General features: G+C 60.5%; 28 protein-coding genes, 1 tRNA gene and 1 riboswitch. Of the genes, 14 read left to right on the top strand and 15 right to left on the bottom strand.

The window, feature by feature from the left end:
• Window positions 1–8: 8 nt before the first annotated feature.
• Window positions 9–1,145 carry a glycine cleavage system aminomethyltransferase GcvT gene (gcvT, locus tag EFD55_RS14230; RefSeq protein WP_125845700.1) on the bottom strand — a complete coding sequence of 379 codons (1,137 nt, stop codon included), beginning with the start codon at window positions 1,143–1,145 and terminating at the stop codon, window positions 9–11.
• Between the two features lie 158 nt (window positions 1,146–1,303).
• Window positions 1,304–1,396: riboswitch (glycine riboswitch) on the bottom strand.
• Window positions 1,397–1,554: 158 nt separating this feature from the next.
• Between gcvT and EFD55_RS14225 the strand changes: the two genes are divergently transcribed.
• Together EFD55_RS14225 and EFD55_RS14220 are read left to right on the top strand one after the other, a co-directional pair.
• On the top strand, window positions 1,555–1,935 hold the full coding sequence (locus tag EFD55_RS14225; RefSeq protein WP_125845699.1) for a hypothetical protein: 381 nt from the start codon (window positions 1,555–1,557) through the stop codon (window positions 1,933–1,935).
• Window positions 1,936–2,008: 73 nt separating this feature from the next.
• Entirely contained in the window at window positions 2,009–3,013 is a 1,005-nt protein-coding gene (locus tag EFD55_RS14220) for a copper chaperone PCu(A)C domain-containing protein (RefSeq protein WP_125845698.1), read from the top strand.
• A gap of 75 nt (window positions 3,014–3,088) precedes the next feature.
• Here the strand turns inward: EFD55_RS14220 and EFD55_RS14215 are convergent, their stop codons facing one another.
• Window positions 3,089–3,355, bottom strand: coding sequence for a hypothetical protein (locus EFD55_RS14215; RefSeq protein WP_125845697.1), 267 nt, complete (start codon window positions 3,353–3,355; stop codon window positions 3,089–3,091).
• Window positions 3,356–3,475: 120 nt separating this feature from the next.
• On the opposite strand from EFD55_RS14215, the gene crcB reads away from it, so the two are divergent.
• The 7 genes from crcB (at window position 3,476) to EFD55_RS14180 (ending at window position 9,072) form a co-directional block, all read left to right on the top strand.
• A complete protein-coding gene (gene crcB, locus EFD55_RS14210) occupies window positions 3,476–3,853 on the top strand; it encodes a fluoride efflux transporter CrcB (protein WP_125845696.1) in 378 nt (125 codons plus the stop codon).
• A 95-nt stretch (window positions 3,854–3,948) separates the two neighbouring features.
• Window positions 3,949–4,941, top strand: a complete 993-nt coding sequence (locus EFD55_RS14205; protein ID WP_125845695.1) for an RluA family pseudouridine synthase — start codon at window positions 3,949–3,951, stop codon at window positions 4,939–4,941.
• A complete protein-coding gene (locus EFD55_RS14200) occupies window positions 4,938–5,591 on the top strand; it encodes an HAD-IA family hydrolase (protein ID WP_125845694.1) in 654 nt (217 codons plus the stop codon). The genes EFD55_RS14205 and EFD55_RS14200 overlap by 4 nt, the downstream gene beginning before the upstream one ends.
• 9 nt (window positions 5,592–5,600) lie before the next feature.
• Window positions 5,601–6,386: an ATP12 family chaperone protein gene (locus EFD55_RS14195; RefSeq protein WP_125845693.1), complete on the top strand. Its 786-nt coding sequence runs from the start codon at window positions 5,601–5,603 to the stop codon at window positions 6,384–6,386.
• 66 nt (window positions 6,387–6,452) lie between these two features.
• Window positions 6,453–6,911 carry a calponin homology domain-containing protein gene (locus tag EFD55_RS14190; RefSeq protein ID WP_125845692.1) on the top strand — a complete coding sequence of 153 codons (459 nt, stop codon included), beginning with the start codon at window positions 6,453–6,455 and terminating at the stop codon, window positions 6,909–6,911.
• Window positions 6,912–7,007: 96 nt separating this feature from the next.
• Window positions 7,008–8,540: an acyl-CoA carboxylase subunit beta gene (locus EFD55_RS14185; RefSeq protein WP_125845691.1), complete on the top strand. Its 1,533-nt coding sequence runs from the start codon at window positions 7,008–7,010 to the stop codon at window positions 8,538–8,540.
• Window positions 8,541–8,679: 139 nt separating this feature from the next.
• A complete protein-coding gene (locus tag EFD55_RS14180) occupies window positions 8,680–9,072 on the top strand; it encodes a DoxX family protein (protein ID WP_125845690.1) in 393 nt (130 codons plus the stop codon).
• 48 nt (window positions 9,073–9,120) lie between these two features.
• Here the strand turns inward: EFD55_RS14180 and sugE are convergent, their stop codons facing one another.
• The 8 genes from sugE to lipB form a co-directional block, all read right to left on the bottom strand.
• On the bottom strand, window positions 9,121–9,435 hold the full coding sequence (sugE, locus tag EFD55_RS14175) for a quaternary ammonium compound efflux SMR transporter SugE (protein ID WP_125845689.1): 315 nt from the start codon (window positions 9,433–9,435) through the stop codon (window positions 9,121–9,123).
• Window positions 9,436–9,614: 179 nt separating this feature from the next.
• Window positions 9,615–10,079 (bottom strand): YaiI/YqxD family protein, encoded by a 465-nt coding sequence (locus tag EFD55_RS14170; protein ID WP_125845688.1) that lies wholly within the window; start codon window positions 10,077–10,079, stop codon window positions 9,615–9,617.
• Between the two features lie 43 nt (window positions 10,080–10,122).
• Window positions 10,123–10,521, bottom strand: a complete 399-nt coding sequence (locus tag EFD55_RS14165; protein ID WP_125845687.1) for a hypothetical protein — start codon at window positions 10,519–10,521, stop codon at window positions 10,123–10,125.
• A gap of 190 nt (window positions 10,522–10,711) precedes the next feature.
• On the bottom strand, window positions 10,712–11,185 hold the full coding sequence (locus tag EFD55_RS14160) for a GNAT family N-acetyltransferase (RefSeq protein WP_125845686.1): 474 nt from the start codon (window positions 11,183–11,185) through the stop codon (window positions 10,712–10,714).
• A gap of 116 nt (window positions 11,186–11,301) precedes the next feature.
• The gene (locus EFD55_RS14155) at window positions 11,302–13,311 is read right to left on the bottom strand and encodes an acetyl-CoA carboxylase biotin carboxylase subunit (protein ID WP_125845685.1); all 2,010 of its coding nucleotides are present in this window, start codon (window positions 13,309–13,311) and stop codon (window positions 11,302–11,304) included.
• 90 nt (window positions 13,312–13,401) lie between these two features.
• The gene (locus EFD55_RS14150) at window positions 13,402–14,106 is read right to left on the bottom strand and encodes a hypothetical protein (protein ID WP_125845684.1); all 705 of its coding nucleotides are present in this window, start codon (window positions 14,104–14,106) and stop codon (window positions 13,402–13,404) included.
• A gap of 97 nt (window positions 14,107–14,203) precedes the next feature.
• A complete protein-coding gene (locus tag EFD55_RS14145) occupies window positions 14,204–15,160 on the bottom strand; it encodes a DMT family transporter (protein ID WP_376774093.1) in 957 nt (318 codons plus the stop codon).
• Window positions 15,161–15,204: 44 nt separating this feature from the next.
• Window positions 15,205–15,924 (bottom strand): lipoyl(octanoyl) transferase LipB, encoded by a 720-nt coding sequence (gene lipB, locus EFD55_RS14140; protein WP_125845682.1) that lies wholly within the window; start codon window positions 15,922–15,924, stop codon window positions 15,205–15,207.
• Between the two features lie 180 nt (window positions 15,925–16,104).
• Here lipB and EFD55_RS14135 point away from each other — a divergent pair.
• Together EFD55_RS14135 and EFD55_RS14130 are read left to right on the top strand one after the other, a co-directional pair.
• A tRNA-Leu gene (locus tag EFD55_RS14135) sits at window positions 16,105–16,189 on the top strand.
• Between the two features lie 230 nt (window positions 16,190–16,419).
• Window positions 16,420–17,061, top strand: coding sequence for a methyltransferase family protein (locus tag EFD55_RS14130; protein WP_125845681.1), 642 nt, complete (start codon window positions 16,420–16,422; stop codon window positions 17,059–17,061).
• Window positions 17,062–17,131: 70 nt separating this feature from the next.
• On the opposite strand, the gene EFD55_RS14125 is transcribed toward EFD55_RS14130, so the two are convergent.
• From EFD55_RS14125 to EFD55_RS14115, 3 genes are all read right to left on the bottom strand, one after another.
• Window positions 17,132–17,497, bottom strand: a complete 366-nt coding sequence (locus EFD55_RS14125) for a hypothetical protein (protein ID WP_125845680.1) — start codon at window positions 17,495–17,497, stop codon at window positions 17,132–17,134.
• Window positions 17,498–17,812: 315 nt separating this feature from the next.
• Window positions 17,813–18,346, bottom strand: a complete 534-nt coding sequence (locus EFD55_RS14120; RefSeq protein WP_125845679.1) for a BON domain-containing protein — start codon at window positions 18,344–18,346, stop codon at window positions 17,813–17,815.
• Between the two features lie 71 nt (window positions 18,347–18,417).
• Entirely contained in the window at window positions 18,418–18,912 is a 495-nt protein-coding gene (locus EFD55_RS14115) for a peptide deformylase (RefSeq protein ID WP_125845678.1), read from the bottom strand.
• Window positions 18,913–19,151: 239 nt separating this feature from the next.
• Between EFD55_RS14115 and mgtE the strand changes: the two genes are divergently transcribed.
• Both mgtE and EFD55_RS14105 read left to right on the top strand, forming a co-directional pair.
• The gene (gene mgtE, locus EFD55_RS14110; protein ID WP_125845677.1) at window positions 19,152–20,564 is read left to right on the top strand and encodes a magnesium transporter; all 1,413 of its coding nucleotides are present in this window, start codon (window positions 19,152–19,154) and stop codon (window positions 20,562–20,564) included.
• Between the two features lie 63 nt (window positions 20,565–20,627).
• Window positions 20,628–21,020, top strand: coding sequence for a MerR family transcriptional regulator (locus tag EFD55_RS14105; RefSeq protein ID WP_164737485.1), 393 nt, complete (start codon window positions 20,628–20,630; stop codon window positions 21,018–21,020).
• Window positions 21,021–21,044: 24 nt separating this feature from the next.
• On the opposite strand, the gene EFD55_RS14100 is transcribed toward EFD55_RS14105, so the two are convergent.
• Together EFD55_RS14100 and EFD55_RS14095 are read right to left on the bottom strand one after the other, a co-directional pair.
• Window positions 21,045–22,034 carry a heparan-alpha-glucosaminide N-acetyltransferase gene (locus EFD55_RS14100; protein ID WP_125845675.1) on the bottom strand — a complete coding sequence of 330 codons (990 nt, stop codon included), beginning with the start codon at window positions 22,032–22,034 and terminating at the stop codon, window positions 21,045–21,047.
• The gene (locus tag EFD55_RS14095; RefSeq protein ID WP_125845674.1) at window positions 22,034–22,798 is read right to left on the bottom strand and encodes a DUF599 domain-containing protein; all 765 of its coding nucleotides are present in this window, start codon (window positions 22,796–22,798) and stop codon (window positions 22,034–22,036) included. The genes EFD55_RS14100 and EFD55_RS14095 overlap by 1 nt, the downstream gene beginning before the upstream one ends.
• Before the next feature lie 317 nt (window positions 22,799–23,115).
• On the opposite strand from EFD55_RS14095, the gene EFD55_RS14090 reads away from it, so the two are divergent.
• A complete protein-coding gene (locus EFD55_RS14090) occupies window positions 23,116–24,312 on the top strand; it encodes an acyltransferase family protein (RefSeq protein WP_125845673.1) in 1,197 nt (398 codons plus the stop codon).
• The last annotated feature ends 21 nt before the right edge of the window (window positions 24,313–24,333 follow it).

Raw genomic sequence — 24,333 nt, 5'->3', positions numbered from 1 at the left:
AACAGGTTTCAGCGTTTGTAGGTTGGCGTAACAAAGGGCAGGGCGGAGACGGTAACCGGCAGGAACTTGCCGCGCACCTCGGCATAGACCTGTGTGTCCACCGCGGCGTAGGACACCGGCACGTAGCCCATGGCGACAGGGCCTTCGGCGCTTGGGCCGAAGCCACCTGAGGTGACTTCGCCAATTTCGACCTTGCCCTCGGCATCGGCATAAAGCCTGGCGTGGCCGCGCACCGGCGCCTTGCCTTCCGGCTTCAGGCCGACGCGGCGGCGCGAGGCGCCGTTTTCGAGCTCGGAGAGGATGCGACCTGAGCCCGGGAAGCCGCCGGCGCGCGCGCCCCCGGAACGCCGCGCCTTCTGCATGGCCCATTCGAGGGCCGCCTCGACCGGCGAGGTGGTCGTGTCGATATCGTTGCCGTAGAGGCAGAGGCCGGCTTCGAGGCGCAGCGAATCGCGAGCGCCGAGGCCGATCGCCTGGACGTCTGGATGTTCGAGCAACCGCTTGGTGACATCCTCGGCCTTGTCTGATGGGATAGAGATTTCGAAGCCGTCCTCGCCGCTGTAGCCGGAGCGCGAGACCAGACAGGAAACGTCGTGCAGGCGGCAGTGGCGCACGTCCATGAATTTCATCGCCGCGACATCGGCCCAGAGCTCGGCAAGAACCGCGACCGCGCGCGGTCCCTGCAGCGCGATCAAAGCGCGGTCGAGGACGGTGATGTCGCATTGGTCGCTAATGTGTGCCTGCAGATGGGCGACGTCGGCCTCCTTGCAGGCGGCATTGACGACGACGAAGAGGTGGTCGTCGAGATGGGTGATCATCAGGTCGTCGAGAATGCAGCCGGTGTCATCGGTGAAGAAGCCGTAGCGCTGGCGGCCTTCGGCAAGACCCAGGATATCGACGGGCACCAGGCTTTCGAGCGCCAGCGCGGCGTCCTCATAGCTGCCGGATTTCGCCTTCACGATGACCTGGCCCATGTGGGAGACATCGAAGAGGCCGGCTTCAGCGCGGGTATGAAGATGTTCCTTCATCACGCCGGCGGGATATTGCACCGGCATGTCGTAGCCTGCAAACGGCACCATGCGGGCGCCGAGCTGGAGATGCAGGGCATGCAGCGGGGTTTTCTTCAGGGCAGCAGTATCGTCCAAAAGACGCCTCCGGGGTTTGCGCCTTCTTCACGAAGGCGCGGGCTCAAATCTGAAGGCGCGGCTGCGCACTTCTCTCCTGAGCCCCCTCTGTCTTTGACGCCTGAGATTGTTATCCCTTCGGCGAGCGTTTCGAGAACGCTTCTCTCCAGAGTTCCGTCTGCCCCTTGCTGGTCCTTTTGCCTGAGAGTTTCCGGGGCGGTTGCTCCTTCGGCACCGGTGGCGAAAGCACCGGATTCTCCCAACAGGGTTGGCGCAATTATCCGGCGGGCGTAGCGCTTGGCAAGACCAAATGTCGTGACCTGACAAATTTTTGTCGCCATACTTCATGGGTACGCCCGATCCGTGGCAAATCTGCTTTTGCATTCGGCGGGGAAACCGGCTATCGCGAGATGCTGTTGAAGGGGATCTCATGCGGCAGACCAGACTGAAAGCGACGCTCTTCCTGCGCATGCTTTGCGCATTGAGTCTGCTTTTGCTCGGCCTCGCCCATCAGGCGCCGCGAGCCGCCGATTCCGCGGCGTATCAGGCAGGCGCCTATATGCTGCCCGACGGCACCTTTGCCTCGCTCTGCGTGACGGTGAAGGACGACGACGGCAAGACCGCTGCCTTCAGGCCGAATTGCGAAGCGTGCCGGCTATCGGCCTCGGTCATCCTGCCGACGCCGGATGCGGGTTGCTGGCTTGAGCGCAAGCTCGCCTCGTTCGTCAACTCGCCGATCGAAACATCAGCGGTTGCCGGGGCCAGCGCCGTCAGCCGGCCGAATTCCCGAGCGCCTCCTATTCCCGTCTGATTTTTCTCCGCAATCTGAACGCAACATGCCGGTCCGCCTGAGAGAAATGCCGCGGCCGGCGAGGAGATATCCGATGAAAACGATCAAGACGCAGACCATCAAGACGTTGGGGCTTATCGCCCTCTTTTCCGCAACCGCCGCTGCCGGCGCCGAAGCGCATGTGACCTTCCTTGACAAGCAGGCGACCCAGGAAAGCACCATTCTCGCCACGCTGCAGCTGCCGCATGGCTGCGACGGCAAGGCGACGACGGAAGTGCGGGTCAAGCTGCCTGAAGGCTTCGTCTTCGCCAAGCCGCAGCCGAAAGCCGGCTGGGAGCTCGAAGTGATCAAGGGCGATTACCAGAAGACCTACGACAATCATGGCGACAAGGTGAAAACTGGCGCGATCGAGATCCGCTGGAAGAACGGCAATCTCTCCGACGATTTCTACGACACCTTCGTCATCCAGGGTAAAGTTTCAGGCGTCGAGGCCGGCACCTCGCTCGCCTTTCCGGTGATGCAGATGTGCGGCGATACGGTCACGGCCTGGGATCAGGTGGCGCCGGCAGGCAGCGATGCCCATGGCCTCAAAAGCCCGGCGCCGCTGCTGAAGATCGTCGCCAGCGAAGAACATGGCCATGACCATGACGACATGGCCGGCATGGATATGTCCGGCATGGCAGGCATGGCTGCGGCGGCGCCGGCCGGCGAAACGGTCAAGGCCGGCGATCTCGAAATCTCCGGCGGTTTCGCCAAGGCGATGCTGCCCGGTCAGCCGGTCGGCGGCGGCTTTTTCACGGTGAAGAACAACGGCCATGCGGAAGATCGCCTGATCTCGGTGACATCGCCTGCGGCGGGCGAGGTTCAGATCCACGAAATGGTGACCAAGGACAATGTCATGCGGATGCGCCAGCTGAAGGACGGCATCGCCATTGCCGCCGGCGAGACGCTCAAGCTCGAGCCCGGCAACCTGCATCTGATGTTCCAGAAGGTGAAGACGCCGTTCAAGCAGGGCGACACGGTGCCGGTGACACTGACCTTCGAAAAGGCCGGCAAGGTCGATCTGGCGCTGCAGGTACTGTCGGCACAGGGCAAGTAAGGCTAGGCCAGCGAAGACAAAAAAAGCCCGCGACAGCAATTGCAGTCGCGGGCTTTCGTTTGAAAGGCGGTTGCCTCAGAAATCCTCGTAGGATCGCAGCGCCTGCTCCAGGCCTGCCTGCGGCTGGCGGTTGCCCTTGGCCATCAGGTCGAGCGCCACTTCCGTCGACTGGATGATGCTGGAGGGCTCGTCGACATCGTCGGTGCTCTCAGCCTTCAATTGCCTGTCAGCCAGGCGCCGTGCGTCGCGCGCTGCGGTGCTCGTTGCCACACGCTGCGGGATTCGGAGCGATTCGAAGGCAATGGCGGCAGTGCTGGCCGATATCGACAAGAGTTGGGTCATGCCGTCACCGTATCGGCATGATCTTGGCGCCATCATAAGAAAATCGCTGGCATTTTACAAAATGGTAAGAATTCGTCCGACCTGATTGGAATCGCTTTCGAAACGCGATAAATCCGGCTCATGATCCAGGCTCTCCTAGTCGCAGTCGGCGGCGCTATCGGTTCCCTCCTCAGATATTATGTCGGCCAATGGGCGCTGAGGCTCATGGGCCCGGCGTTTCCCTGGGGCACGCTCACGGTCAATGTGGTCGGCTGCTTCGTCATCGGCCTCTTCACCGAGCTGATTGCGCGGAAATTTAACGCTTCGGTCGAACTGCGCCTGCTACTCGTTACCGGCTTCCTCGGCGGCTTCACCACCTTCTCGGCCTTCTCGCTCGATGCCATCTCATTGTTCGAGCGCGGCGAGGCTGTCGCCGGCGGCGTCTACATCGTTGCGAGCGTCGGGCTTTCGATGGCGGCCGTCATCGCTGGGCTCGCCGTGATGCGGGCTTTGGCCTGATTTCTTTTCCGGTTTCCGTTTTCCATGAAAATGCTCTAAAGGCTGCGGCAAGGACGCCGGCTGGGCCTGCGCTGCAATTTCCGAAAGATCCGTTTATGGCTGGCATAGAACATATCAAGGTTGAACCTGACGAGGCGGGCATGCGGCTCGACCGGTGGTTCAAGGTGCACTTTCCGGGCCTCGGCTTCGGTCCATTGCAGAAGCTCCTGCGCTCCGGCCAGGTGCGCGTCGATGGCGGCCGCGTCAAATCGGATGCCCGCGTGCAGCCCGGCCAGACCGTGCGCGTGCCGCCGTTGGATGTCGATGCGAAGCTGAAATCCGGGCCGATCGCCGGCAAGGATCTCAAGCATTCCACGGATTTCGAACTGCTGTCGCGCATGGTGCTGCATGAGGACGAAAAGGTGATCGTGCTCAACAAGCCGCCCGGTCTTGCCGTGCAGGGCGGTTCCGGTGTCGCCAGGCACATCGACCAGATGCTCGAAGCCTGGACCAGCCCGAAAGGCGAGAAGCCGCGCCTCGTCCACCGTCTCGACCGCGACACATCAGGCGTTCTCGTCATCGCCCGCACCCGCGGCGCCGCACAGAAGCTGACGGCGGCCTTCCGCGAGCGCGACACCAAGAAGACCTATTGGGCGCTGGTCAAGGGCGTGCCGCGCAAACACGAGGACAAGATCTCCACCTGGCTCGTCAAGGAGCCCACGATCGACGGCGACCGCATGCGCATCGCCAAGCACGGCGAGGACGGGGCTGACCACGCCGTCTCGTTCTACCGCGTGCTGGAAACCGCCGCGCAGAACCTCGCCTGGCTGGAGATGGAGCCCTATACCGGCCGTACCCACCAGCTGCGCGTGCATGCGCTGCATATCGGCCACCCGATCATCGGCGATCCGAAATATTTCGACGACGATCCGAACTGGGATTTCCCAGGCGGCGTCCAGAAAAAGCTGCATCTGCACGCGCGTCACATCGACATCCCGCATCCCTCCGGCGGGCGCCTGCGCATCAGCGCGCCGCTGCCGCCGCATATGGTGCAGACCTGGAATCTTCTCGGCCTCGATCTCGCCGGTGCCGAAAGGGATGCCGAATGAAACTGGCGCTCTTTGATTGCGATGGCACGCTGGTCGATAGCGCCGGTCTGATCCACGAAACCATGCGCAGGACCTTCGATAAATTCGGCAAGCCGGAACCTCGATTTGAAGACACCAAGGCCATTATCGGCCTGTCCCTCGATATCGCCATTGCCCGCATGCAGGGCAGGCCGCATGTGGAGCAGGACGACATCGAGATGACGGCGCATTACAAATCGCTGTTCTCGATCGTGCGTCAGGACCTCGACTACAAGGAGCCGCTGTTTCCCGGCATCCGCGAGATGATCGATGCGATCAGCGGGCGCGACGACCTGCTGATCGGCGCGGTGACGGGCAAATCCCGACGTGGGCTGAAGCTGGTGATGGAGACGCATGGCTTCGACAAGCATTTCGTCGTCGCGCGCACCGCCGACGATTGCCCCTCCAAGCCGCATCCGGCGATGGTCACCGAATGCTGCGATGAAACCGGCATGAATGCTGCCGACACCATTGTCATCGGCGATGCGGTTTACGATATGCAGATGGCAAAGGCTGCCGGCGCCAAGGCGATCGGCGTTGCTTGGGGCTATGCCAGCGTGGATGAGCTGATCGCCAACGGCGCCGATGCGATCGCCTACCATCCGAACGAAATATTGCGCCATTTTTCCTGAGGTGAGCCCATGCGCGATCTGCTGAACGACCTTACCGAAGGCCTGAGCCATCCCGATCCCATCCGCCGCGCGCAGATCCAGATGAAGAAGCCGCTGCCGAAGCGCTTCTACACTGATGTTTCCGTTGCCGAGCACGAGGGCGGTTTTGCGATCACGCTCGACGGCAAGATGGTGCGCACGCCGGCACGCCAGGTTCTCGCCGTGCCGACCGAGGCACTTGCCCGGCTCGTTGCCGCCGAATGGGAGGCGCAGGCTGAGGTCATCGACCCCGTCACCATGCCGGTAACGAGGCTCGTCAATACTACGCTCGATGGCATCGTCTCCAACTCGCAGGCGATCTTCGAAGATATTCTGCGCTTTTCCTCGAGCGACCTGCTCTGCTATCGGGCAGATGGGCCGGAGCGGCTGGTGGAGCGCCAGGCGGAACGCTGGGATCCGATTGTCGACTGGGCCGCGAACGATCTCGGCGCCCGCTTCATCCTTGTCGAAGGCGTGATGCATCACGAACAGCCGCGCGAGGCAACCGCTGCCTTTGCGGTCACGCTCGCACGGCATGAAAACCCGCTGGAGCTCGCCGTGCTCCACACCATCACGACGCTGACCGGCTCGGCGATCCTGGCGCTCGCCTTCGCCGAGGGCAGGGTGACCACGGAGGAGGCATGGTCGCTTGCCCACCTCGACGAGGATTGGACGATCGAGCATTGGGGACGCGACGAGGAGGCCGAGGAGCGGCGGGCGAAGCGCTTTGCAGAGTTCAAGGCGGCGACGGACGTTTTTTTCGCCCTAAGCGCCTGAAACATATTGCCTTCCCAGACATTATGACGAAATCTGCGACTCCAACGGGGAATGCGGGATTTTGCAATGAATTGGCTGAGGTCGTGTTTTTGCCGGGCCGCACTCGTCTGCATTGCGCTTACGGCCTGCGTCAGCCTCTCGGCCAACAAGCACGAGGCGCCGGTCTACGATGTGCGAAGCGCTGTCGTTCTCTCCGGTCCGAACATGCCGGCCGAATTGCTTTCCGGTATCAATGACCGTGTCAATGCTGCGATCAACTCAACGGTGCGTGACACCGTGCTGCCGCGCGTGGTGCTGACGATCCGGGTGGTTTCCATCCAGAAAGGACTCGGCTTCCAGAACGACCGCAACGTCGCCAAGATCAGCATCGACGCAGCCTCTGTCGAGGACGGCTCCGTCATCGCCGTCAGCGCTTTCGAGGTGACCAGTATCGCTGCCGATCCGAAGCTTGCCGACGAGATCATGGCCGAAGACGTCGCGGCACGGATCCGTTCGGTCTTCTCGCTCAGCGGACGTGGCCGCTAAAGAAATTAAACAGTTTGATATCGTCCGGAAATCGCTCACATTTTTCGGTATCATGCGCTAGCGCATATTGAATACGCAGCGGCGAGGAGAGATCGCATGAAGGAAATTCTCGAAGAACTGGAACGCCGCCGCGGCGTTGCCCGCCTCGGTGGCGGCAAGGAGCGCATCGACGCCCAGCACAAGCGCGGCAAGCTGACGGCGCGCGAGCGCATCGACCTCTTCCTCGACGAGGGCTCCTTCGAGGAGTTCGACATGTTCGTCGAACATCGCTCCACCGATTTCGGCATGGACAAGAGCCGTATCGCCGGCGACGGCGTCGTCACCGGCTGGGGCACGGTCAACGGCCGCACGGTCTTCGTCTTCGCCAAGGACTTCACGGTCTTCGGCGGCTCGCTTTCGGAAGCGCATGCCGAGAAGATCATGAAGGTGCAGGACATGGCGCTGAAGAACCGCGCGCCGATCGTCGGTATCTACGATGCGGGCGGCGCCCGCATCCAGGAGGGCGTGGCGGCACTCGGCGGCTATGCCGAGGTGTTCCAGCGCAATGTGCTCGCCTCCGGCGTCATCCCGCAAATCTCGGTCATCATGGGCCCCTGCGCCGGCGGCGACGTCTATTCGCCTGCCATGACAGATTTCATCTTCATGGTGCGCGATTCCTCCTACATGTTCGTCACCGGCCCGGACGTGGTCAAAACGGTCACCAACGAGACCGTGACGGCCGAAGAACTCGGCGGCGCGGTCGTGCATACGACGCGCTCATCGATTGCCGACGGTGCCTATGACAATGATGTGAAGACGCTCTTACAGGTGCGCCGCCTGATCGATTTCCTGCCGCAGTCCAACACGTCGCCGGTGCCGGAAATCGAATGTTACCAGTCGGTGACCGACACCGACAATTCGTTGGATACTCTTGTGCCAGCCAGCGCCAACAAGCCTTACGACATCAAGGAACTGATCCGGAAAGTGGCGGACGAGGGGGATTTCTTCGAGATCCAGGAGAGCTTCGCCAAAAACATCGTCTGCGGCTTCGGCCGCGTCGAAGGCTCCACCGTCGGCTTCGTCGCCAACCAGCCTATGGTGCTGGCCGGCGTGCTCGACAGCGACGCCTCACGCAAGGCGGCCCGTTTCGTGCGTTTCTGCGATTGCTTCAACATTCCGATCGTCACCTTCGTCGACGTGCCGGGATTTCTGCCGGGCACGGCGCAGGAATATGGTGGCCTCATCAAGCACGGCGCCAAGCTACTTTTCGCCTATGCGGAGGCGACGGTGCCGAAGCTCACCGTCATCACCCGCAAGGCCTTCGGCGGCGCCTATGACGTGATGGCGTCGAAGCATTTGCGCGGCGACCTCAACTATGCCTGGCCGACGGCGCAGATCGCCGTGATGGGCGCCAAGGGCGCGGTCGAGATCATCTTCCGCAAGGATATCGCCGATCCAGAGAAGATCGCCGCCCATACCAAGATGTACGAGGACCGGTTCCTCTCGCCCTTCGTCGCCGCTGAGCGCGGTTATGTCGATGAGGTGATTATGCCGCATTCGACGCGGCGGCGGCTGGCGCGCGGCCTGAAGATGCTGCGCAACAAGGATCTCTCCAACCCCTGGAAGAAGCACGACAACATTCCGCTTTGACATTCGCCTTCGAATAAAGCCGCGCAGTCAGGTGTTTACCCGCTGTCGAAAAAGTGAACGGCCGTCAGCGATCCGTGTGTTCAATCCTTGCGGGGGACAGGCTAACGCTCGGCTCTTATTCTTTTAAAGGAGAGGTTTAATGTCAACTTTCGAGCGTCTTTCTGCCTATCGCCCCTATGGGCTGGCCGCTCTCAGAATCATCACCGCGCTGCTGTTCATCGAGCACGGCACGATGAAGCTTTTCGGTTTCCCGGCTTCTCAGATGTCCGGCTCGTTGCCGCCGCTGATGCTTTTCGCCGCACTTCTGGAATTGATCGGCGGCCTTCTCATTCTCGTCGGCCTGCTGACGCGCCCCATCGCCTTCCTTCTCGCCGGCGAAATGGCGGTCGCCTATTTCATGGCGCATGCGCCGAGCAGCTTCTACCCGGCCGTCAACCAGGGCGACGCCGCAATCCTGTTCTGCTTCGTCTTCCTCTATCTGTTCTTCTCCGGTCCAGGCGCTCTTGCCGTCGACAACCGCAAGACGGCTTGATGCTTATCGGCTGCGGGGCGCTTCGGCGCCCCGCAGTGTTTTCGCGGATCAGGCAGTAAGCTTGAGGCCGGCGATGCCGGCAACGATCAACGTGATGCAGGCAAGGCGGGAGACGCTGGCCGAATCGCCGAGCAACCAGACGCCGAGAAGCACGGTGCCGACAGTGCCGATGCCAGTCCAAATCGCATAGGCTGTGCCGATCGGCAGGTGCTTTACGGCAAGACCGAGCAGCACGACGCTCACCACCATGGATATAACCGTCAGGGCCGTCGGCAGCGGCCGCGTAAAGCCATCGGTATATTTAAGACCGATCGCCCATCCACATTCAAAAAGACCGGCAAGAAAAAGCAGAAACCAGGCCATGCGACTCTCCTTGTTCAAAGAGCGAGGCCGTCCCCGCGACGGTTGCATCCTCAGGATGCCGCAGTCGTCTGCGATGAAAACTATATGCGCGAGGGAACGGCTGTGTTCAAGGTAGGAATTGGCATGGCTGCCATGCCACCCGTTTCTTGCGGGCCTTTGTGGCCGGCGCCTGGAAGCTATTACGTGTTGTCGGCGCCCTGTGAATGGCTCTTGGCGCGTCGGCAGAGGCGATCGAAAGTTTCGAGGAACCGTGAGCGATCCTTGGGGCTGAAGGCAGCATTATAACCTTTGCTCTCGCCGGTTTCGCGCAAATGCGCCCCGAGGTCCCGCATGGCGCTCGCCATGCCGATATTGGTCTCATCGAAGACGCGGCCTGTCGGGCCGCTGACGAAAGCGCCGGTCGCGACACAGCGGACGGCGAGCGGCACATCGGCGGTGACGACGACATCGCCCGAGCCGGCGCGCTCGGCAATCCAATTGTCGGCGGCGTCGAAGGCGTTGGAGACGATGACGTTGTGGATCATGGGATCGCGCGAGGGGCGCAGGCCCGAATTGGCGACGAAGGTAACTTCGAGGCCGTGGCGTTCGGCGACCTTGAGGATTTCCGGCTTCACCGGGCAGGCATCGGCATCGACATAGATCAAGGGTTCTTTACCTCATTCAATGCCGACGCCTGATACGCTCCGATTATTGGCGAGTCCAGGTTTCGCTCGCAACCTTTTCCGAGCCGCCATAGGTCCAGACACCTTGCCAGCTGCCGTCCGGCTGCTCGAAATACATGGCGATGCCGAAATTTTCCTTGGAGACGTAGCCGACGGAGATCGCCGTGTCCTTATCGCTCGCCGGACCCATTTCGAAACTGTTACCACTGAATTTCGCGCCGATACCGGTGCCGACCGACTCGTCCTTGCCGATCATCCAATCGACCACATAGGTCGAGCCGCTGCGAAGCACCTTAACGGTGCCCTGATATTTGCTGCCGTCCTCGCTGGTGCCGGCGACCTTGTAGGAACCTGTGGGGTCCGCAAGTGCGATGGCGGGCAGTAAGACAATTGCACAGGCCGAAATAACAGTCCGAAAAATCATAGAATCCCCCTCTTGCGCAGCATGAGTGCCAAGCACCGAAGCGGTAACATGAAAGGGCTTCACACTTGGTGAAGCCTTGCCAAATCTTTCACGGTGATTTTTGCGACGTAACAACCGATCGCCTGGATTTCAGCTTGCTGACCACTTCGTCTTGCAGGCATCGGCATCGACGTAGATCATGGCGATATCCTCATGCCGGCTGAGGGACCGGCTGGCGGATCATATCGATATGGGGAATGCCGTCCTCCAGATATTCCTCAGACGTGCCGATAAAGCCGAAGGATTCGTAGAAGCGGCGCAGATGGGCCTGCGCCGACAGTGCAATGGGGTTTGCCGGAAAAAGCCGCTCGCAGGCAGCGATCGCTTCGCTCATCAATGCGCCGCCCAGACGCTTTCCGCGATGGGCCGGCGAGACGACGACGCGGCCGATCTTTGACGGATCCTGCGCACTGTGCGGTTTCAGCAGCCGCGCAGAGCCGAGCAGTTCGCCGCCGTCCAGCAGCCGCAGATGCAGGGCATCGATATCCTTGCCGTCGAGCTCGGGATAGGGACAGTTCTGCTCGACGACAAAGACGTCGACTCGCATTCTCATGAGGTCGTAAAGTTCACGGGCAGAGAACTCGTCGAGACCCTTGAGGTCGGTTGTGTAAGTCGTCGGAGCCATCAGTTAATCCCGCTGCGGATGCTCTCGCCGAATACATGAGCTCGAGGTTTTCCGTATATGTACGACGGGACGGCTGACTTCAAGCAAGGAATGACGGGCTGACCCGCGCCGTCGCCTCAGGCGAATTCCATGATCACGGCATCGACGGCCAGGCTTTCGCCAGGCGCGGCATTGATCTTCGAGATGACGAGATCGCGTTCGGCACGCAGCACGTTTTCCATCTTCATTGCCTCGACGACCGCAAGCGTCTCGCCGGCCTTGACCTCCTGACCCTCGGCAACGGCGATGACAACGACGAGGCCTGGCATCGGGCAAAGCAGGAACTTGGACGTATCGGGCGGAAGCTTCACCGGCATCAGCCTGTCGAGTTCCGCGTGACGGGGCGAAAAGACCTTGGTCGTCACCGAAAGCCCCTGCCAGTCGATGCGCAAGCCGTTGAGAACAGGACGGATTTGCGCAATGACGTCGCGACCGCCGACCTTACCGCTCCAAACTGGATCGCCTGGTCTCCAATCAGTGACAACACTCTTGTTTTCACCCTCTATCGCCATATCCATGTCGAAGGGGATGGTGACGAGACCGTCGAGCAATCTGGCGGCGACATAGTTGCCGCCGAGCTTGACCACCCAATCCTCATGCAGAGCGCCCGATGCGGCGCGCAGGCGATCGGCGAAACGTTCGCGGCGGGTCGTCTCGATCAGCGAGGCGGAGAGCGCGATCGCCGCGAGCACAGCCTCTTCCGCCCGATCCGGCTTCATCGGCGCGAAGCCGTCGGGATATTCCTCGGCAATGAAGCCTGTGGAAAGCCGGCCCTCGCGCCAGCGCGGATGTTTCATCAGTGCCGCAAGGAAAGGCACATTGTGCTGGATGCCATCGACGACGAAGCCATCAAGCGCTTGCCCCATGGCCTCGATCGCCTCGAGCCGGGTTGGCGCCCAGGTGCAGAGCTTGGCGATCATCGGATCGTAATACATCGAAATCTCCGCGCCCTCGAAGACGCCGGTATCGTTGCGCACAACGACATTGCCGGTCCTGCCTTCGGCCGGCGGACGATAGCGCGTCAGGCGGCCGATCGAGGGCAGGAAGTTGCGGTAGGGGTCTTCGGCATAGAGCCGGCTCTCGATCGCCCAGCCGTCAAGCCTGATATCGGCCTGAGTGAAGGGTAGGTGCTCTCCCGCCGCGACGCGAATCATCTGCTCGACAAGATCAATGCCGGTAACGAGTTCGGTCACGGGATGCTCGACCTGCAGGCGGGTGTTCATTTCGAGGAAATAGAAGTTGCGGTCGCGGTCGACGATGAATTCGACGGTGCCGGCGCTCTGGTAGTCGACGGCTCTTGCCAGCGCCACCGATTGCTCGCCCATGGCCTTGCGGGTGGCTTCGTCGAGGAAGGGCGAGGGCGCCTCTTCCGCCACTTTCTGGTTCCGGCGCTGGATCGAGCATTCGCGCTCGCCGAGATAGACGACATTGCCATGCGCATCGGCCAGCACCTGGATCTCGATATGGCGCGGCTCGACGACGAACTTCTCGATGAAGACGCGGTCGTCGCCAAAGGAGCTTTTCGCCTCCGAGCTGGCGCGATCGAAGCCGTCGCGCACTTCCGCCGGGTTCCAGGCGATGCGCATGCCCTTGCCGCCGCCGCCGGCCGAGGCCTTGATCATGACGGGATAACCGATCCCGCCAGCGATCAATTCCGCATGGGCGGCGTCCTCGATGACCCCGAGATGGCCGGGCACGGTGGAGACGCCGGCGGCATTGGCGAATTTCTTCGATTCGATCTTGTCGCCCATCGCCATGATGGCTTTGGGCTTCGGCCCGATGAAGACGATGCCCTGCTTTTCCAGCTCGGCGCAGAAGGAAGCACGTTCGGAGAGGAAGCCGTAACCGGGGTGGACGGCCTCAGCGCCCGTCGCCTTGCAGGCAGCGATGATCTTATCGGCGACCAGATAACTCTCGGAGGCCGCGGCTGAGCCGATGTGAACGGCCTCGTCGGCCATCTCGACATGCAGCGCGTCCCGATCGGCATCCGAATAGACCGCAACGGTCGAAATGCCCATGCGGCGCGCAGTCTTGATCACGCGGCAGGCGATTTCGCCGCGATTCGCGATCAGGATTTTCTTGAACATCGAGACTCCACCCAGAAATGCGTTCCGAAGTTTTACGCACAAAACATCGGAACGCACAATCAGGCTTGAGGCAGGTCACGCTGCAAGGCGTCAGGCGACGGCGGCTTCCCAGACGGGTTCTTCGTCGACGATGCGCAGCCAGCGGCTACGCCGCGGCTCGGGACGGTCGCGCAGCTCGAAAGCGGCCATGATGCCGTTCCAGTGCGGATGATTCGCGCTAGGCAGCGTTGCCTGCTCGATCTGCTGGAGCACGCCATATTCGGCCGGCGAGACGGCGATGACGCCGCCTTCGGCGATGGCTCTGAATATGCGCATCGCGAAATCGACATCCTGGCGGGTGATGTTCCGGCGGTCGACGGCGCGCGATAACTTGTAGCCGCCGATGCCGTCGGTGATCGCCAGCCGAAGCTGATCGAGGGCGAGGGCTCTCAGTTCGCCCGGAACATAGGCCGAAATCTCCATAACATGGAGAATGAGCTCGAGCTCCAGCGCCGAGTTGACGACACCATCGGTCGTAAACATGCGCATGATCCAGGCGACGTTGATTTCATCAAGCGAGCCCTGCGGATAGGTGTGATTAACGATGAAACCGGCGAGTTGCTCCACGAAGAAAGCATTCCACTCGGTGCATCTTTCAGGGCAGGAATTGTTCAGCGCCAACATCGCCACGACATCCTGGGATGTCCGGATACCTTCCGGAAAGGCATGTTTGCGCAGCAGCACTATATCTTCGGCCGTCAGCCGATGCTTACCGGCCACGACGGAGGCCGGAAAAGCGAGACGGAATTCGCTCATGTTTTAACTCCAGACTTCATCATGAAGCCGAAGATTGTTCTACCGTCTGCGAATTGACGATCCCTCAAGAAGGGGAGTTAACCCCGTATTTGCCCGGTCAGGAAGATTTTAACGATCGTGCCTGCAGCCGCTCGCGCCAGATGATGAAGAGACCGGAAGCGACGATGATGAAAATGCCGATCCATTTGGAAAAACTCGGGAAATCGTTGAACACCGCATAGCCGAGCACGGTCGCCGAGATGATCTCGAAATATTGGAAAGGCGCAAGCAGCGAGAGCGGTGCGAGCCGGAAAGCCCTAACGACCAACAGGTGCGCATATCCCGAAATCGAGCCGAGGATGAGAAGCAGGACGAGGCCGAGAATGGAGGAGGGCAGGGAGATGGCAAAATCAGCACTGCCGGAACCGCTTCCGACGATAAGGGCGGCCGCCATGAAAACTGCTCCACCGATGCCGGACATCGTCTGCATGGTCAGCGGCGAATCAGCTTCGCCGATCGCGCGATTGAGGAAAAGATAGAGCGCGAAGAGAAAGGCGCAGGCAACCGGCAGCAGGGCCTTCAGGCCGAAGATCTCGTAGCTCGGCTGAATGACGATCATCGCGCCGCCGAAACCGACGACGATCGCCATCCAGCGACGCCAGCCGACCTTGTCGCCGAGAAACAGCGCGGACATGGCGGTGAGCATGAAGGGCTCGACGAAATAGATGGCGAAGACATCGGCGAGCGGCATGTATTTGACGGCGACGAAGAACAGCAGGCTCGCGGCACCATGCAGCACGCCGCGCAGCAGGTTCATCCACGGCCGTTTGGCCGAAAGCGCCTTCCGCCCGAAAAGAGCGAAAAGAAACGGCAGGGTGCAGGCAAGCTGAAAGAAGAAGCGGTAGAAAGTGACCTGGCCCGGCGACATCGCCTCGAAGGTCGCCATGTATTTGGCGATGGCATCCATGGTCGGCAGGATGAGCATGGCGCCGGACATGATGGCCATGCCCTGCAGGGAATTTTGATGGGCTGAATGCTCTGACATGGCTGCCGATTCTGAAGGGAACCATGCCATCAACCACGGGAAAGCCAGGCAAATCAAGCCGGCAACGGCGAAGATCAGACCTCGCTCACCGTTTCGCCGAAAACCTGCTCGAAGGCGGCCCGCAGCCGGATATCCACATCCGCCATCATGACAGGCAGGCCAAGATCGACGAGGCTGGTGACGCCATAGCCCGATATCCCGCAGGGCACGATGCCGCTGAAATGATCGAGATCGGGGTCGACGTTGAGCGACAGCCCGTGGAAAGTCACCCATTTGCGCAGCCTGATGCCGAGGGCCGCGATCTTGTCTTCCGCCATCGTTCCGTCGGCCAGCAGCGGTTTCTCGGGGCGGCGCACCCAGACGCCGACGCGATCCTCGCGCCGCTCGCCGCGCACGTTCATCATATCGAGCGTCCGGATGACGATCTCCTCCAGGGCGGCGACGAAGGCGCGCACGTCCTGGCGCCTCCGCTTGAGGTCGATCATGACATAAGCGACGCGCTGGCCAGGCCCATGATAGGTATATTCACCGCCGCGCCCCGTCCCGAAGACCGGAAAACGGTTCGGGTCCACCAGATCCCGCGCATCGGCGCTGGTGCCGGCGGTATAAAGCGGCGGATGCTCGACGAGCCAGACGAGCTCGTCGCCACCATCTGATATCGCCGCCACCTCGCGCTCCATCGTCTCCACCGCCTCCTCATAGGGAACGAGGCCATCGGCGATGCGCCAGCGCACCGGGCGGGAGCCGAGTTTCGGAAGCATGGAGAATTCGAGATCGGTACGAAGCATAGCCATTCCTTGCCGCTTCCCGTGTTGCCTGCGAAAAAAGGGCGGCAGCAGCCGTATATGGACCCGTTTGGAGGGCAATTCAAATGCTGTGACAGGTTTTCAAAAAAACTGTCATATCGCCCTTGTGCACCCCAGATGCTTTTGCTACATGCTGCCCCGCCGACGCAAATCGGCACCTACCACGATGCGGTCGTGGCGGAATTGGTAGACGCGCAGCGTTGAGGTCGCTGTGGGGCAACCCGTGGAAGTTCGAGTCTTCTCGACCGCACCATCTCCCTTTCAGGGGAGCGCTCGCCGCGCGATAGTTGCGGTAGATCCTGACAGAACTCTACTGCCTGTGACAATGCCTCCGGGCCCGTCATTGTTGCTCCGTTCTGCAGCCGGATCGGCGAAGCAAGAGCATTTGCACCGTGAAAATTCATAGAGCGCCTTAACACATAATTAGCAATGGCGAATATAGAGGTAAGCTCGGCTCTGTGCATGCGAAAGTGGTTGAGGACAATGAAAAAACAGGCGTCAAGCTGGTCACTCCTCGATGTTCATTTTGCTCTCGATATCGTCGAGAAGGCCCTCATTGGATATTTCTTCGTCGCCATTGTCATGCGTGTCGTGCCCCAGATGCGGGACAACCGGGCGATCATCGATTGCCTGTTGATTGTCTCAGAGGCGGCCGCGGCCTTCCTCATTCTGACGCGCCGGCCGACGAGGGATACGTCGCTGCGCCTTTTCGACTGGATGGTCACCGCCGTCGGCACTACCTTCCCGCTGCTCGTCTCGCCCTCCGATTCGCAGCCGCTTGCGCCGATCCCGCTCTGCGTGATGGCAATGGCCTTCGGTTTCAGCCTGCAAATCGCGGCAAAGCTGACGTTGCTGCGAAGCTTCGGGCTGGTGCCGGCCAATCGCGGCGTGAAGATCGGCGGACCCTATAAATTTATCCGCCATCCGATGTATGCAGGCTATCTGCTGACACATATCGGCTTTTTCCTGGTCCATCCGAGCTTTTGGAACTTTGCCGTCTATGCAACTGCCCTTGCGGCACAATGTTTTCGGCTCCTGGCTGAAGAGCGTCTGCTCAAGCAGGATCCTTTATACGTAACCTTCATGGCCACGACCCGTTACCGGCTCATTCCATTCGTCTTCTGAGATGACGAAGCGGATTTAAAAGAAAAAGGGCCGACTTCCGGCCCTTCCTTCAGTCAACGATGATCGCTGATCAGTGCATTGCACGGCATGCATCGGTGCGGGAAGCTCCACTGTCGGCACCCTTGGTGTGGGAGCCGCTCGGGCCGATCATGCTATGGCATGGGGGCAGGGGCTTGATGCTGGCGGTCGCCATCTTGTCGACGGCCGGGCCGGACATACGGCTCGGGGCAAAACCGTCGCTGTCATTGGTGTAGTCGCTGGAATAGGCCGGGGCCTTGCGGTTGCTGTAATGCACCGGGGCCGGCTTCGACATCGGGCTCGGGGCAAAACCATCGCTATCGTTGGTGTAGTCGTTGGAATAGGTCGGCTGGGCAAAGGCAGCGCCTGCGAGGCTGACGGCGAACAGGGAGGCGGCGAGAGCAAATTTGATGCGCATGAGTTTATCTCCTCAATCTGCTGTTGAATTCAACAGCATAAGCCATCCCCGGCGAAGAGAAGTTCGCGCCCCAATTCAGGCAATTTTGTGAAATGAAAAAGGCCTGCCTCCGCCCTTTTGTTCAAATGAAATCACAGTCTTGTCAACGGATTTGACGTTTTCGTTACGGAAGCCGCCTAAGAAAAACGGGCAAAATTGACAGGCACAAAACAGCGTTCGATACAATCGGAAATTGATTAACTTTTGGTAATATTGCGGCGACCATTCGGGAGGCGACGGGCAGCCTTCCGCGGTGTTCCTTTATCGGACATGCGCTCAATCCTCGTTCGGGATATGCGCGTCGACACCGGTCAGCTGCAGTTTGTTGCGCACATGATGGACCCCATCGACCGAAAGCGCGCTGAGTTCGACCTTGCGCGCAATGCCGATCGTCTCCACGGAGCCTTCCAGGGTGACAACGTGTCCGTCGGCGTGGACCTCGATGCTGTTTATGTCGACCTCGGGAATGTTTTCGAGGTTGTCGGTCACCCGCGCCTCCAGATCATCGCTTTCATCCCGATCGATCATATTGGCGCGCAGCGAATCCTTCAGACGATTCTCGTTTCCGTCCCTGTCGATGCCGTCGATCCGGAAGCCCTTGTTGGGATCGGTCTCGAAATTGGCCGCGGTTTCGCCATAGGGCCGATTTCCCGGGCCCTCAGTGCCGGTGCCGTCGGCATAGGGCCAGCCATCGTCAAGATTGCGTTCCTCGAGGTCGCGATAATCTTCTTCTCGGGAAAGCTCCAGATTGTTTCGGGAAACCTTGGGCTTATCGCCTGTAGGCGGGGTTTTGCCATCGATCCTTGCCATATCAGTCGCTCCTTGCTTTCTCTTTTGAGAACGCGAGCAACGGCCAATGGTTCGAGGCGAGGCGCGATTTGTCAGCCGCTCGTCTTCGCCCATTTCTTCACGAGACGGTCGCGCTTCAGCCGCGAGAGGCGCTGCAGCCAGAAAATGCCGTCGAGCTGATCGATTTCGTGCTGAATGCAGATGGCGAGAAAACCTTCGGCCGCATCCTCGTGCACGGCGCCCTCGCCATCCTGATAGCGGAAGCGGATTGCCCGCGGGCGCGTCACCTCGTCGGTCGCGCCGGGCATGGAGACGCTGCCTTCGGCGTGGCTCATCGTCTCCTTCGAAAACCAGGTGATCTCCGGGTTGACGTAGAGGCGTACGCCGTCGGCCTTGTCGAGCTCCAGCACCGTCACGCGGCTGAGGACGCCGATATGGGCGGCAGTGATGCCGACGCCGGGAGCAGCGCGCATGGTCGCCAGCAGGTCGTCAGCGAGCTCGGCAAGCGACGGATCGAAGGCCATCACCGGCGTGCACACGGTCTTCAGACCGGGATGCGGATAGCGCAGAATCGGACGAATGGGCATGGGACGGGCTTCCTGTGCTTGGACGGTCGCGGAAACTATCGCCGGCCGCAGGCATTGTCATCACGAAGCATGGCTTGCAGCTTTACGGCAAGGATGCTTTGGGCTAGCAGGAGCAGGAATTCCGGCTGCGGGAAGCGCGCGCCGGATTGACTTATCCGCTTGTTGACAATGTGTTTTCGGCCGACATTTGCGAATGGCGGCGGCAGTCGTTGAAATTCGAACCAGATGCGAGGCGGCAGATGACGACGACCGACGGGGAAGACCGCATTCGCAGGCGCGATGACGAGGAAGCCGACATCTACGACGAGGACGGCAATGTCCGCAGCGATTTCCTGGCGCTCGTCGGCGCCGCGATCGCCGACCGCGATACGCTGTTCCTGCGCCAGAACGTTGCCCGCCTGCATGAATCCGAAATAGGCGACCTGCTGGAATCGATCCAGCCGGACCAACGCCTAGCGCTGGTCAGGCTGCTCGGCGACGATTTCGACATGACGGCGCTGACCGAGGTCGACGAGGCGATCCGCCGCGAAATCGTCGACCAGATGCCGAACGAGCAGATCGCCGCGGCAATCGGCGAACTCGATTCGGACGATGCGGTCTACATTCTCGAGGATCTCGACAAGGAAGACCGGGAAGAGATTCTCGCCCAGCTGCCATTCACCGAGCGGGTGCGGCTGCGCCGGGCGCTCGATTATCCCGAAAGTTCGGCCGGACGCCGCATGCAGACGGAATTCGTCGCCGTGCCGCCGTTCTGGACGGTCGGGCAGACGATCGACTATATGCGCGACGAGGAGGATCTGCCCTATTCCTTCTCGCAGATCTTCGTCATCGATCCGACCTTCAAGCTGCTCGGCGCCGTCGATCTCGACCAGATCCTGCGCACCAAGCGGCAGACGAAGATCGAGCAGATCATGCGGGAGACGAACCATCCGATCCCGGCCGAGATGGACCAGGAAGAGGCCGCCCAGCTCTTCGAGCAGTACGACCTTCTCTCGGCCGCGGTCGTCGACGAGAACGGCCGGCTGGTCGGCGTCTTGACCATCGACGACGTCGTCGACGTCATCCACGAGGAGGCCGACGAGGACATCAAGCGCCTCGGCGGCGTCGGCGACGAAGAACTGTCCGACAACGTGCTCTCGACGGCGCGCTCGCGTTTCCTGTGGCTTTTGATCAACCTCGGCACGGCGATGCTGTCGGCAAGCGTCATCGGCCTGTTCGACGCTTCGATCGAGAAGATGATCGCGCTTGCCGTGCTGATGCCGATCGTCGCTTCGATGGGCGGCAATGCCGGCACGCAGACGATGACGGTGACGGTGCGCGCGCTCGCTACCCGCGATATCGATATCTACAATGCCGGCCGTATCATCCGCAGAGAGGCTGGCGTCGGCATCCTCAACGGCATTATCTTCGCGACGATCATGGGCGCAATCGCCGGCATTTGGTTTCATGACTACCAGCTCGGCGGCGTGATCGCTGCGGCGATGATCATCAACCTGATGGCGGCGGCCCTTGCCGGCATCCTTCTGCCGCTGCTGCTCGACAAGATGGGAGCCGATCCGGCGATCGCCTCGTCCGTTTTCGTCACGACGGTGACCGACTGCACCGGTTTCTTCGCTTTTCTCGGCATCGCCACCTGGTGGTTCGGCATCTGATCGACCGCTGAAATTGACTATTACGTAAAAGTCAATATTATGACCTGTGCAGACGGGGAACACATGCCGGTGAACAAATATTATAGCATAACGGAGCTGACGCGCGAATTCGGTGTATCCACGCGCACGCTCCGCTTCTACGAGGACGAGGGGCTGATCCATCCGGAGCGGCGTGGGCGCACCCGTCTCTTCCGGCAGGCCGACCGGCGTCTCATCGCGGAAATCCTGCGCGGCCGGCGCATCGGTTTCACCATCGCCGAGATCCGCGAGATCATCCAGGTCTACAAGGAGCCGCCGGGCGAGCTCGGCCAGTTGAAGCTGCTGATGAAACGTGTCGACGAGAAGCGCGAGGATCTGCGCCAGAAGCGCAAGGACATCGACGACACGCTGACCGAACTCGACAACATCGAAGAGGCCTGCCTCGGTCGCCTCGCCGAAATCGGCGTCACCACCTGAAAAACTGCCGCAAAGCGGCCGCCATTATTGCGCCTCGGCGCTGCATTCGGCGGCGATCGTCTGGACGCGCTCGTCGTTTTCTATGTCGATCGTCCCCGCCTGCAATGGCGTAAGCAGGCTTTGCGTCTGCAATTTCTGCAGCGTGCACTGGCAGAAGCTGCGGCAGAGCGCTTCGCCCTGCTGCATCACGCAAGCGGCATTGCATTGCTTTAGGTAAGTTTCGACCGGATCAGGCTTCGGCGGCGGCACCACAAGGGAAAGCCCGTAGGCGAGAGCGATCAAAACCGGCTGGTGAATGAGGTAGAAGGCAAGGCTGTGACGGCCAAGCTTTGCCGTCCACCAGGAGCCGGTGCCGATAGCGGCAAGGCGGTGAACAATCCCGGTTCTGAGGGCGATCGAGGCAAAGCTCAATCCTGCGAAAAAGGGCGTTGCCCATGGAAAGAGCGGGACGTAGTCGTTGGAGCGTTCCGGCATCTCGGCAAGGCCGATCCAGGCAAGATATCTGGGATCGAAGAAAGATGATCGAAGCAGGCCTGGTGTTCCGAAATTATCGGTGATCCACGCGGCCACGAGGGCGACCGTGACGATCAGCGCGAAAGCGAGCGGCAGCCTTACGAAAACGACGCCGATGAGCGTGAGCACCGCGATGCAATGCAGGATGCCGAAATAGATCCACTCGTTCGGCATTGCGATGCGCGTGGCGATCGAGATGAGCACGGCTGCGGCGGCAATCATGCCGAACCGCTTCCAGAAGGAGGGCCAGCGCACTTCGGGCGTGCTCGAAAGCGCCAGGCTGATGCCGACGATGAAGAGAAAGGTCGTGGCGATCGCCCGGGCATAGATTTTCAGCCAGCCGGTCTCGGCCGTGCCCGGCGCGAGATACCCCATGAACTCCATGTCCCAGCTGAAATGGTAAGTCGCCATGGCGATCAGCGCGGCGCCGCGCGCGGTATCCAATAGACCGATGCGTGGCGGTCTGGCCGCGGCATCGGCTTCAATTGCCGGCAATGTCATCAGAAGCCCTCGGGCAAATCATTTCCGTCGCGCGACGGCATATCGCGGCGAATAGCAGAAAGGTGGAGATTTGATGGCGAACCGACATCCATGATCGCCAGACGCGCTTCCGAGAAGAACTGCCGGCGTGCCAGCACGAAAATGACGACCGATGTCGTCACCATGAAGACATAAGGGTTGATGAGCCAGCCGAGATATCCGATCGACAGGAAGATCGCCCTGAGGCCTTCGTTGAAGTTGCTGGCAGCGATGACGTTCATGCGGATGACGCGTTCGGCGGCTCGCTCGGCGGCGATGACGTCGCTCTCGGCCTCGCGCAGCATCGGGATCGAGCCGAAAAGGATCGTGCAATAGTTGAACAGCCGGTAGGACCAGCCGAACTTGAAGAAGGCATAGCCGAAAAGCGCCGCGAGCCCTCCGACCTTGAGCTCGAAGGCGGCGTGGCCGCCGTGGAAGACGAAGGGCAGGTCGGCGAAAACGGCGTCGACCTTTTCCGTCGCGCCGAGCAGGGCAAAGCAGCTGCCGATCGCAAAAATCGAGGTCGAGGCGAAGAAGGCGGTGCCGTTCTGCAGGCCGGCCATGATCTGCGTATCGATCATCTTCAGGTCGCGGCGCAGCGAATTGTAGATCCACTCCCGTCGCCGCTCGATCATCGCATGCGTCAGACTGGTGCGTCCGAAGAAAGTGCGGCCCTGCAGCAGCCAGGAATAGCCCACCCACATACAGGCAAAGAAGGCCAGAGCGATGTAGTCCGCCATCGTCATCAGTGATTCAATCTCCGCAGGAAAGCGGCCACTATGCCGCAAGTCGGATTATGCCGCATGGCCGAGTTCGGCGGCTTTACGCGGGCTTTCGGCCACGCAGCACTTCGGCATAATCGAGCCGCTTGGAAACGACAAGGCTTAGTGGATCGCCGACCGGCATCTTCTGGAGAAAGCGCCGCCTGGCCGGAAAACTTAGCTACCCGAAGTGGCGTCCTGCATGGCAACCAGCAGACGAACGCACCGCGTTAACCGCTTGTAAAGTTGTGACGGCCAATTGTTCAGGACTGGATATGAACACCTAATTTGAAAAGTGCCCCATGAGCCGGCCGGATTACATCCCGAGTCTTGATGGCCTGCGCGGTGTCGCTGCGCTTCTGGTCGTTGGAGCCCATATTGGCTTTATCTTTCCCGTGACAGCTCGGCATCTCGTGACGATGGGCGATGAAGCTGTGGGTTTGTTTTTTTCTCTTAGCGGCTTCCTGATGGCTCATCTCTACGGCTCACGGCCGGTCACGAGAGAAAACGTGATGGATTTTCTTGTGAGCCGCTTTGCTCGCATCTATCCGGTTTATCTCGCCGCCGTCGTTTTTGTAGCGATGCTGTCGAGCATGCAAAATCTGGATTTTGTTCAGCCGATCATGGGCGGCGCGGATTTTGTGCGCCATGTCTTCCTTCTCGGCTCCAGCGGTGTTTTCTGGTCGATACCACCTGAGATCCAATTCTATCTGCTTTTTCCTGTCCTGTGGCTTTGCTTGGCCCAGCCGCAACGCTATAGCGGCCTGATTGTGAGCATCACCGTGGTCGTCGTCGCGGATGGTCTGGTTGAATTGCCAGGCCCGGGAATAATGCTCGTCTCCAAGCTCCCTTATTTTCTTTTCGGCGCACTTGCCGGAATGATGCATTCCTACTGGAACAGCTGGATTCCATCTGTCCTCACAGGGATTTTGACGCTTTTCCTTCTGGCTGTGTTTTTCACTTACAGGCATATCTTGCCGGGCTTTTCCCCCGAATTCTGGGGCCTGCAAAGTGCGGTGGCCGCAGCCGTAATTGTCGGGCTCGTCGCTCGACAACCTCCCGTCGCCGCACATGTCCTGGCAGCTGCACCAATACGGTTTCTAGGGAGGATCAGCTTTTCACTTTACCTTTTCCATGTCCCCATCATGTTCCTGACGCGTCTGACTTTTGATGCCTTGATGCCGGAACCGGCGCTCATTGTGGTGACGCTTTTCGTTGCGGCAGTCGGGGCATGGTTCATCCACGAGACGATCGAGGTTCCCGGTCGGCGGCGGCTGGTTCGGCTATGGCACGATAATCGATCGCGTGTGGTTTCGCGCAAAACTCCGGCTGATCAAACGGACCGCGCGATCATCAATCTGCAAGAGATCGAAAAGCGTCTGTTGCACGGCGCGACTTCAACCATGGCCGATCAACGGCAGATCTCGACTACGCCCGAAGCGGGGGATGGGGCCGATGGCGTCATTCAAGATAATCTCAACGAGAAGCGTCGCGCATAGCGCAGATTCTCGCTGGCATTG

This window comes from Rhizobium pisi (assembly GCF_003938655.1).
Taxonomy (GTDB): domain Bacteria; phylum Pseudomonadota; class Alphaproteobacteria; order Rhizobiales; family Rhizobiaceae; genus Rhizobium; species Rhizobium pisi.
This window is presented reverse-complemented; position numbering and strand designations above follow the sequence as displayed.

What these genes read in the sequence shown, in the direction of transcription:
- EFD55_RS14225 (WP_125845699.1), top strand. Translation starts at nt 1,555, where the DNA reads ATGCGGCAGACCAGACTGAAAGCGACGCTCTTCCTGCGCATGCTTTGC.
- EFD55_RS14220 (WP_125845698.1), top strand. Translation starts at nt 2,009, where the DNA reads ATGAAAACGATCAAGACGCAGACCATCAAGACGTTGGGGCTTATCGCC.
- EFD55_RS14215 (WP_125845697.1), bottom strand. Translation starts at nt 3,355, where the DNA reads ATGACCCAACTCTTGTCGATATCGGCCAGCACTGCCGCCATTGCCTTC.
- crcB (WP_125845696.1), top strand. Translation starts at nt 3,476, where the DNA reads ATGATCCAGGCTCTCCTAGTCGCAGTCGGCGGCGCTATCGGTTCCCTC.
- EFD55_RS14205 (WP_125845695.1), top strand. Translation starts at nt 3,949, where the DNA reads ATGGCTGGCATAGAACATATCAAGGTTGAACCTGACGAGGCGGGCATG.
- EFD55_RS14200 (WP_125845694.1), top strand. Translation starts at nt 4,938, where the DNA reads ATGAAACTGGCGCTCTTTGATTGCGATGGCACGCTGGTCGATAGCGCC.
- EFD55_RS14195 (WP_125845693.1), top strand. Translation starts at nt 5,601, where the DNA reads ATGCGCGATCTGCTGAACGACCTTACCGAAGGCCTGAGCCATCCCGAT.
- EFD55_RS14190 (WP_125845692.1), top strand. Translation starts at nt 6,453, where the DNA reads ATGAATTGGCTGAGGTCGTGTTTTTGCCGGGCCGCACTCGTCTGCATT.
- EFD55_RS14185 (WP_125845691.1), top strand. Translation starts at nt 7,008, where the DNA reads ATGAAGGAAATTCTCGAAGAACTGGAACGCCGCCGCGGCGTTGCCCGC.
- EFD55_RS14180 (WP_125845690.1), top strand. Translation starts at nt 8,680, where the DNA reads ATGTCAACTTTCGAGCGTCTTTCTGCCTATCGCCCCTATGGGCTGGCC.
- sugE (WP_125845689.1), bottom strand. Translation starts at nt 9,435, where the DNA reads ATGGCCTGGTTTCTGCTTTTTCTTGCCGGTCTTTTTGAATGTGGATGG.
- EFD55_RS14165 (WP_125845687.1), bottom strand. Translation starts at nt 10,521, where the DNA reads ATGATTTTTCGGACTGTTATTTCGGCCTGTGCAATTGTCTTACTGCCC.
- EFD55_RS14160 (WP_125845686.1), bottom strand. Translation starts at nt 11,185, where the DNA reads ATGGCTCCGACGACTTACACAACCGACCTCAAGGGTCTCGACGAGTTC.
- EFD55_RS14155 (WP_125845685.1), bottom strand. Translation starts at nt 13,311, where the DNA reads ATGTTCAAGAAAATCCTGATCGCGAATCGCGGCGAAATCGCCTGCCGC.
- EFD55_RS14150 (WP_125845684.1), bottom strand. Translation starts at nt 14,106, where the DNA reads ATGAGCGAATTCCGTCTCGCTTTTCCGGCCTCCGTCGTGGCCGGTAAG.
- EFD55_RS14145 (WP_376774093.1), bottom strand. Translation starts at nt 15,160, where the DNA reads ATGGCATGGTTCCCTTCAGAATCGGCAGCCATGTCAGAGCATTCAGCC.
- lipB (WP_125845682.1), bottom strand. Translation starts at nt 15,924, where the DNA reads ATGGCTATGCTTCGTACCGATCTCGAATTCTCCATGCTTCCGAAACTC.
- EFD55_RS14130 (WP_125845681.1), top strand. Translation starts at nt 16,420, where the DNA reads ATGAAAAAACAGGCGTCAAGCTGGTCACTCCTCGATGTTCATTTTGCT.
- EFD55_RS14125 (WP_125845680.1), bottom strand. Translation starts at nt 17,497, where the DNA reads ATGCGCATCAAATTTGCTCTCGCCGCCTCCCTGTTCGCCGTCAGCCTC.
- EFD55_RS14120 (WP_125845679.1), bottom strand. Translation starts at nt 18,346, where the DNA reads ATGGCAAGGATCGATGGCAAAACCCCGCCTACAGGCGATAAGCCCAAG.
- EFD55_RS14115 (WP_125845678.1), bottom strand. Translation starts at nt 18,912, where the DNA reads ATGCCCATTCGTCCGATTCTGCGCTATCCGCATCCCGGTCTGAAGACC.
- mgtE (WP_125845677.1), top strand. Translation starts at nt 19,152, where the DNA reads ATGACGACGACCGACGGGGAAGACCGCATTCGCAGGCGCGATGACGAG.
- EFD55_RS14105 (WP_164737485.1), top strand. Translation starts at nt 20,628, where the DNA reads ATGCCGGTGAACAAATATTATAGCATAACGGAGCTGACGCGCGAATTC.
- EFD55_RS14100 (WP_125845675.1), bottom strand. Translation starts at nt 22,034, where the DNA reads ATGACATTGCCGGCAATTGAAGCCGATGCCGCGGCCAGACCGCCACGC.
- EFD55_RS14095 (WP_125845674.1), bottom strand. Translation starts at nt 22,798, where the DNA reads ATGACGATGGCGGACTACATCGCTCTGGCCTTCTTTGCCTGTATGTGG.
- EFD55_RS14090 (WP_125845673.1), top strand. Translation starts at nt 23,116, where the DNA reads ATGAGCCGGCCGGATTACATCCCGAGTCTTGATGGCCTGCGCGGTGTC.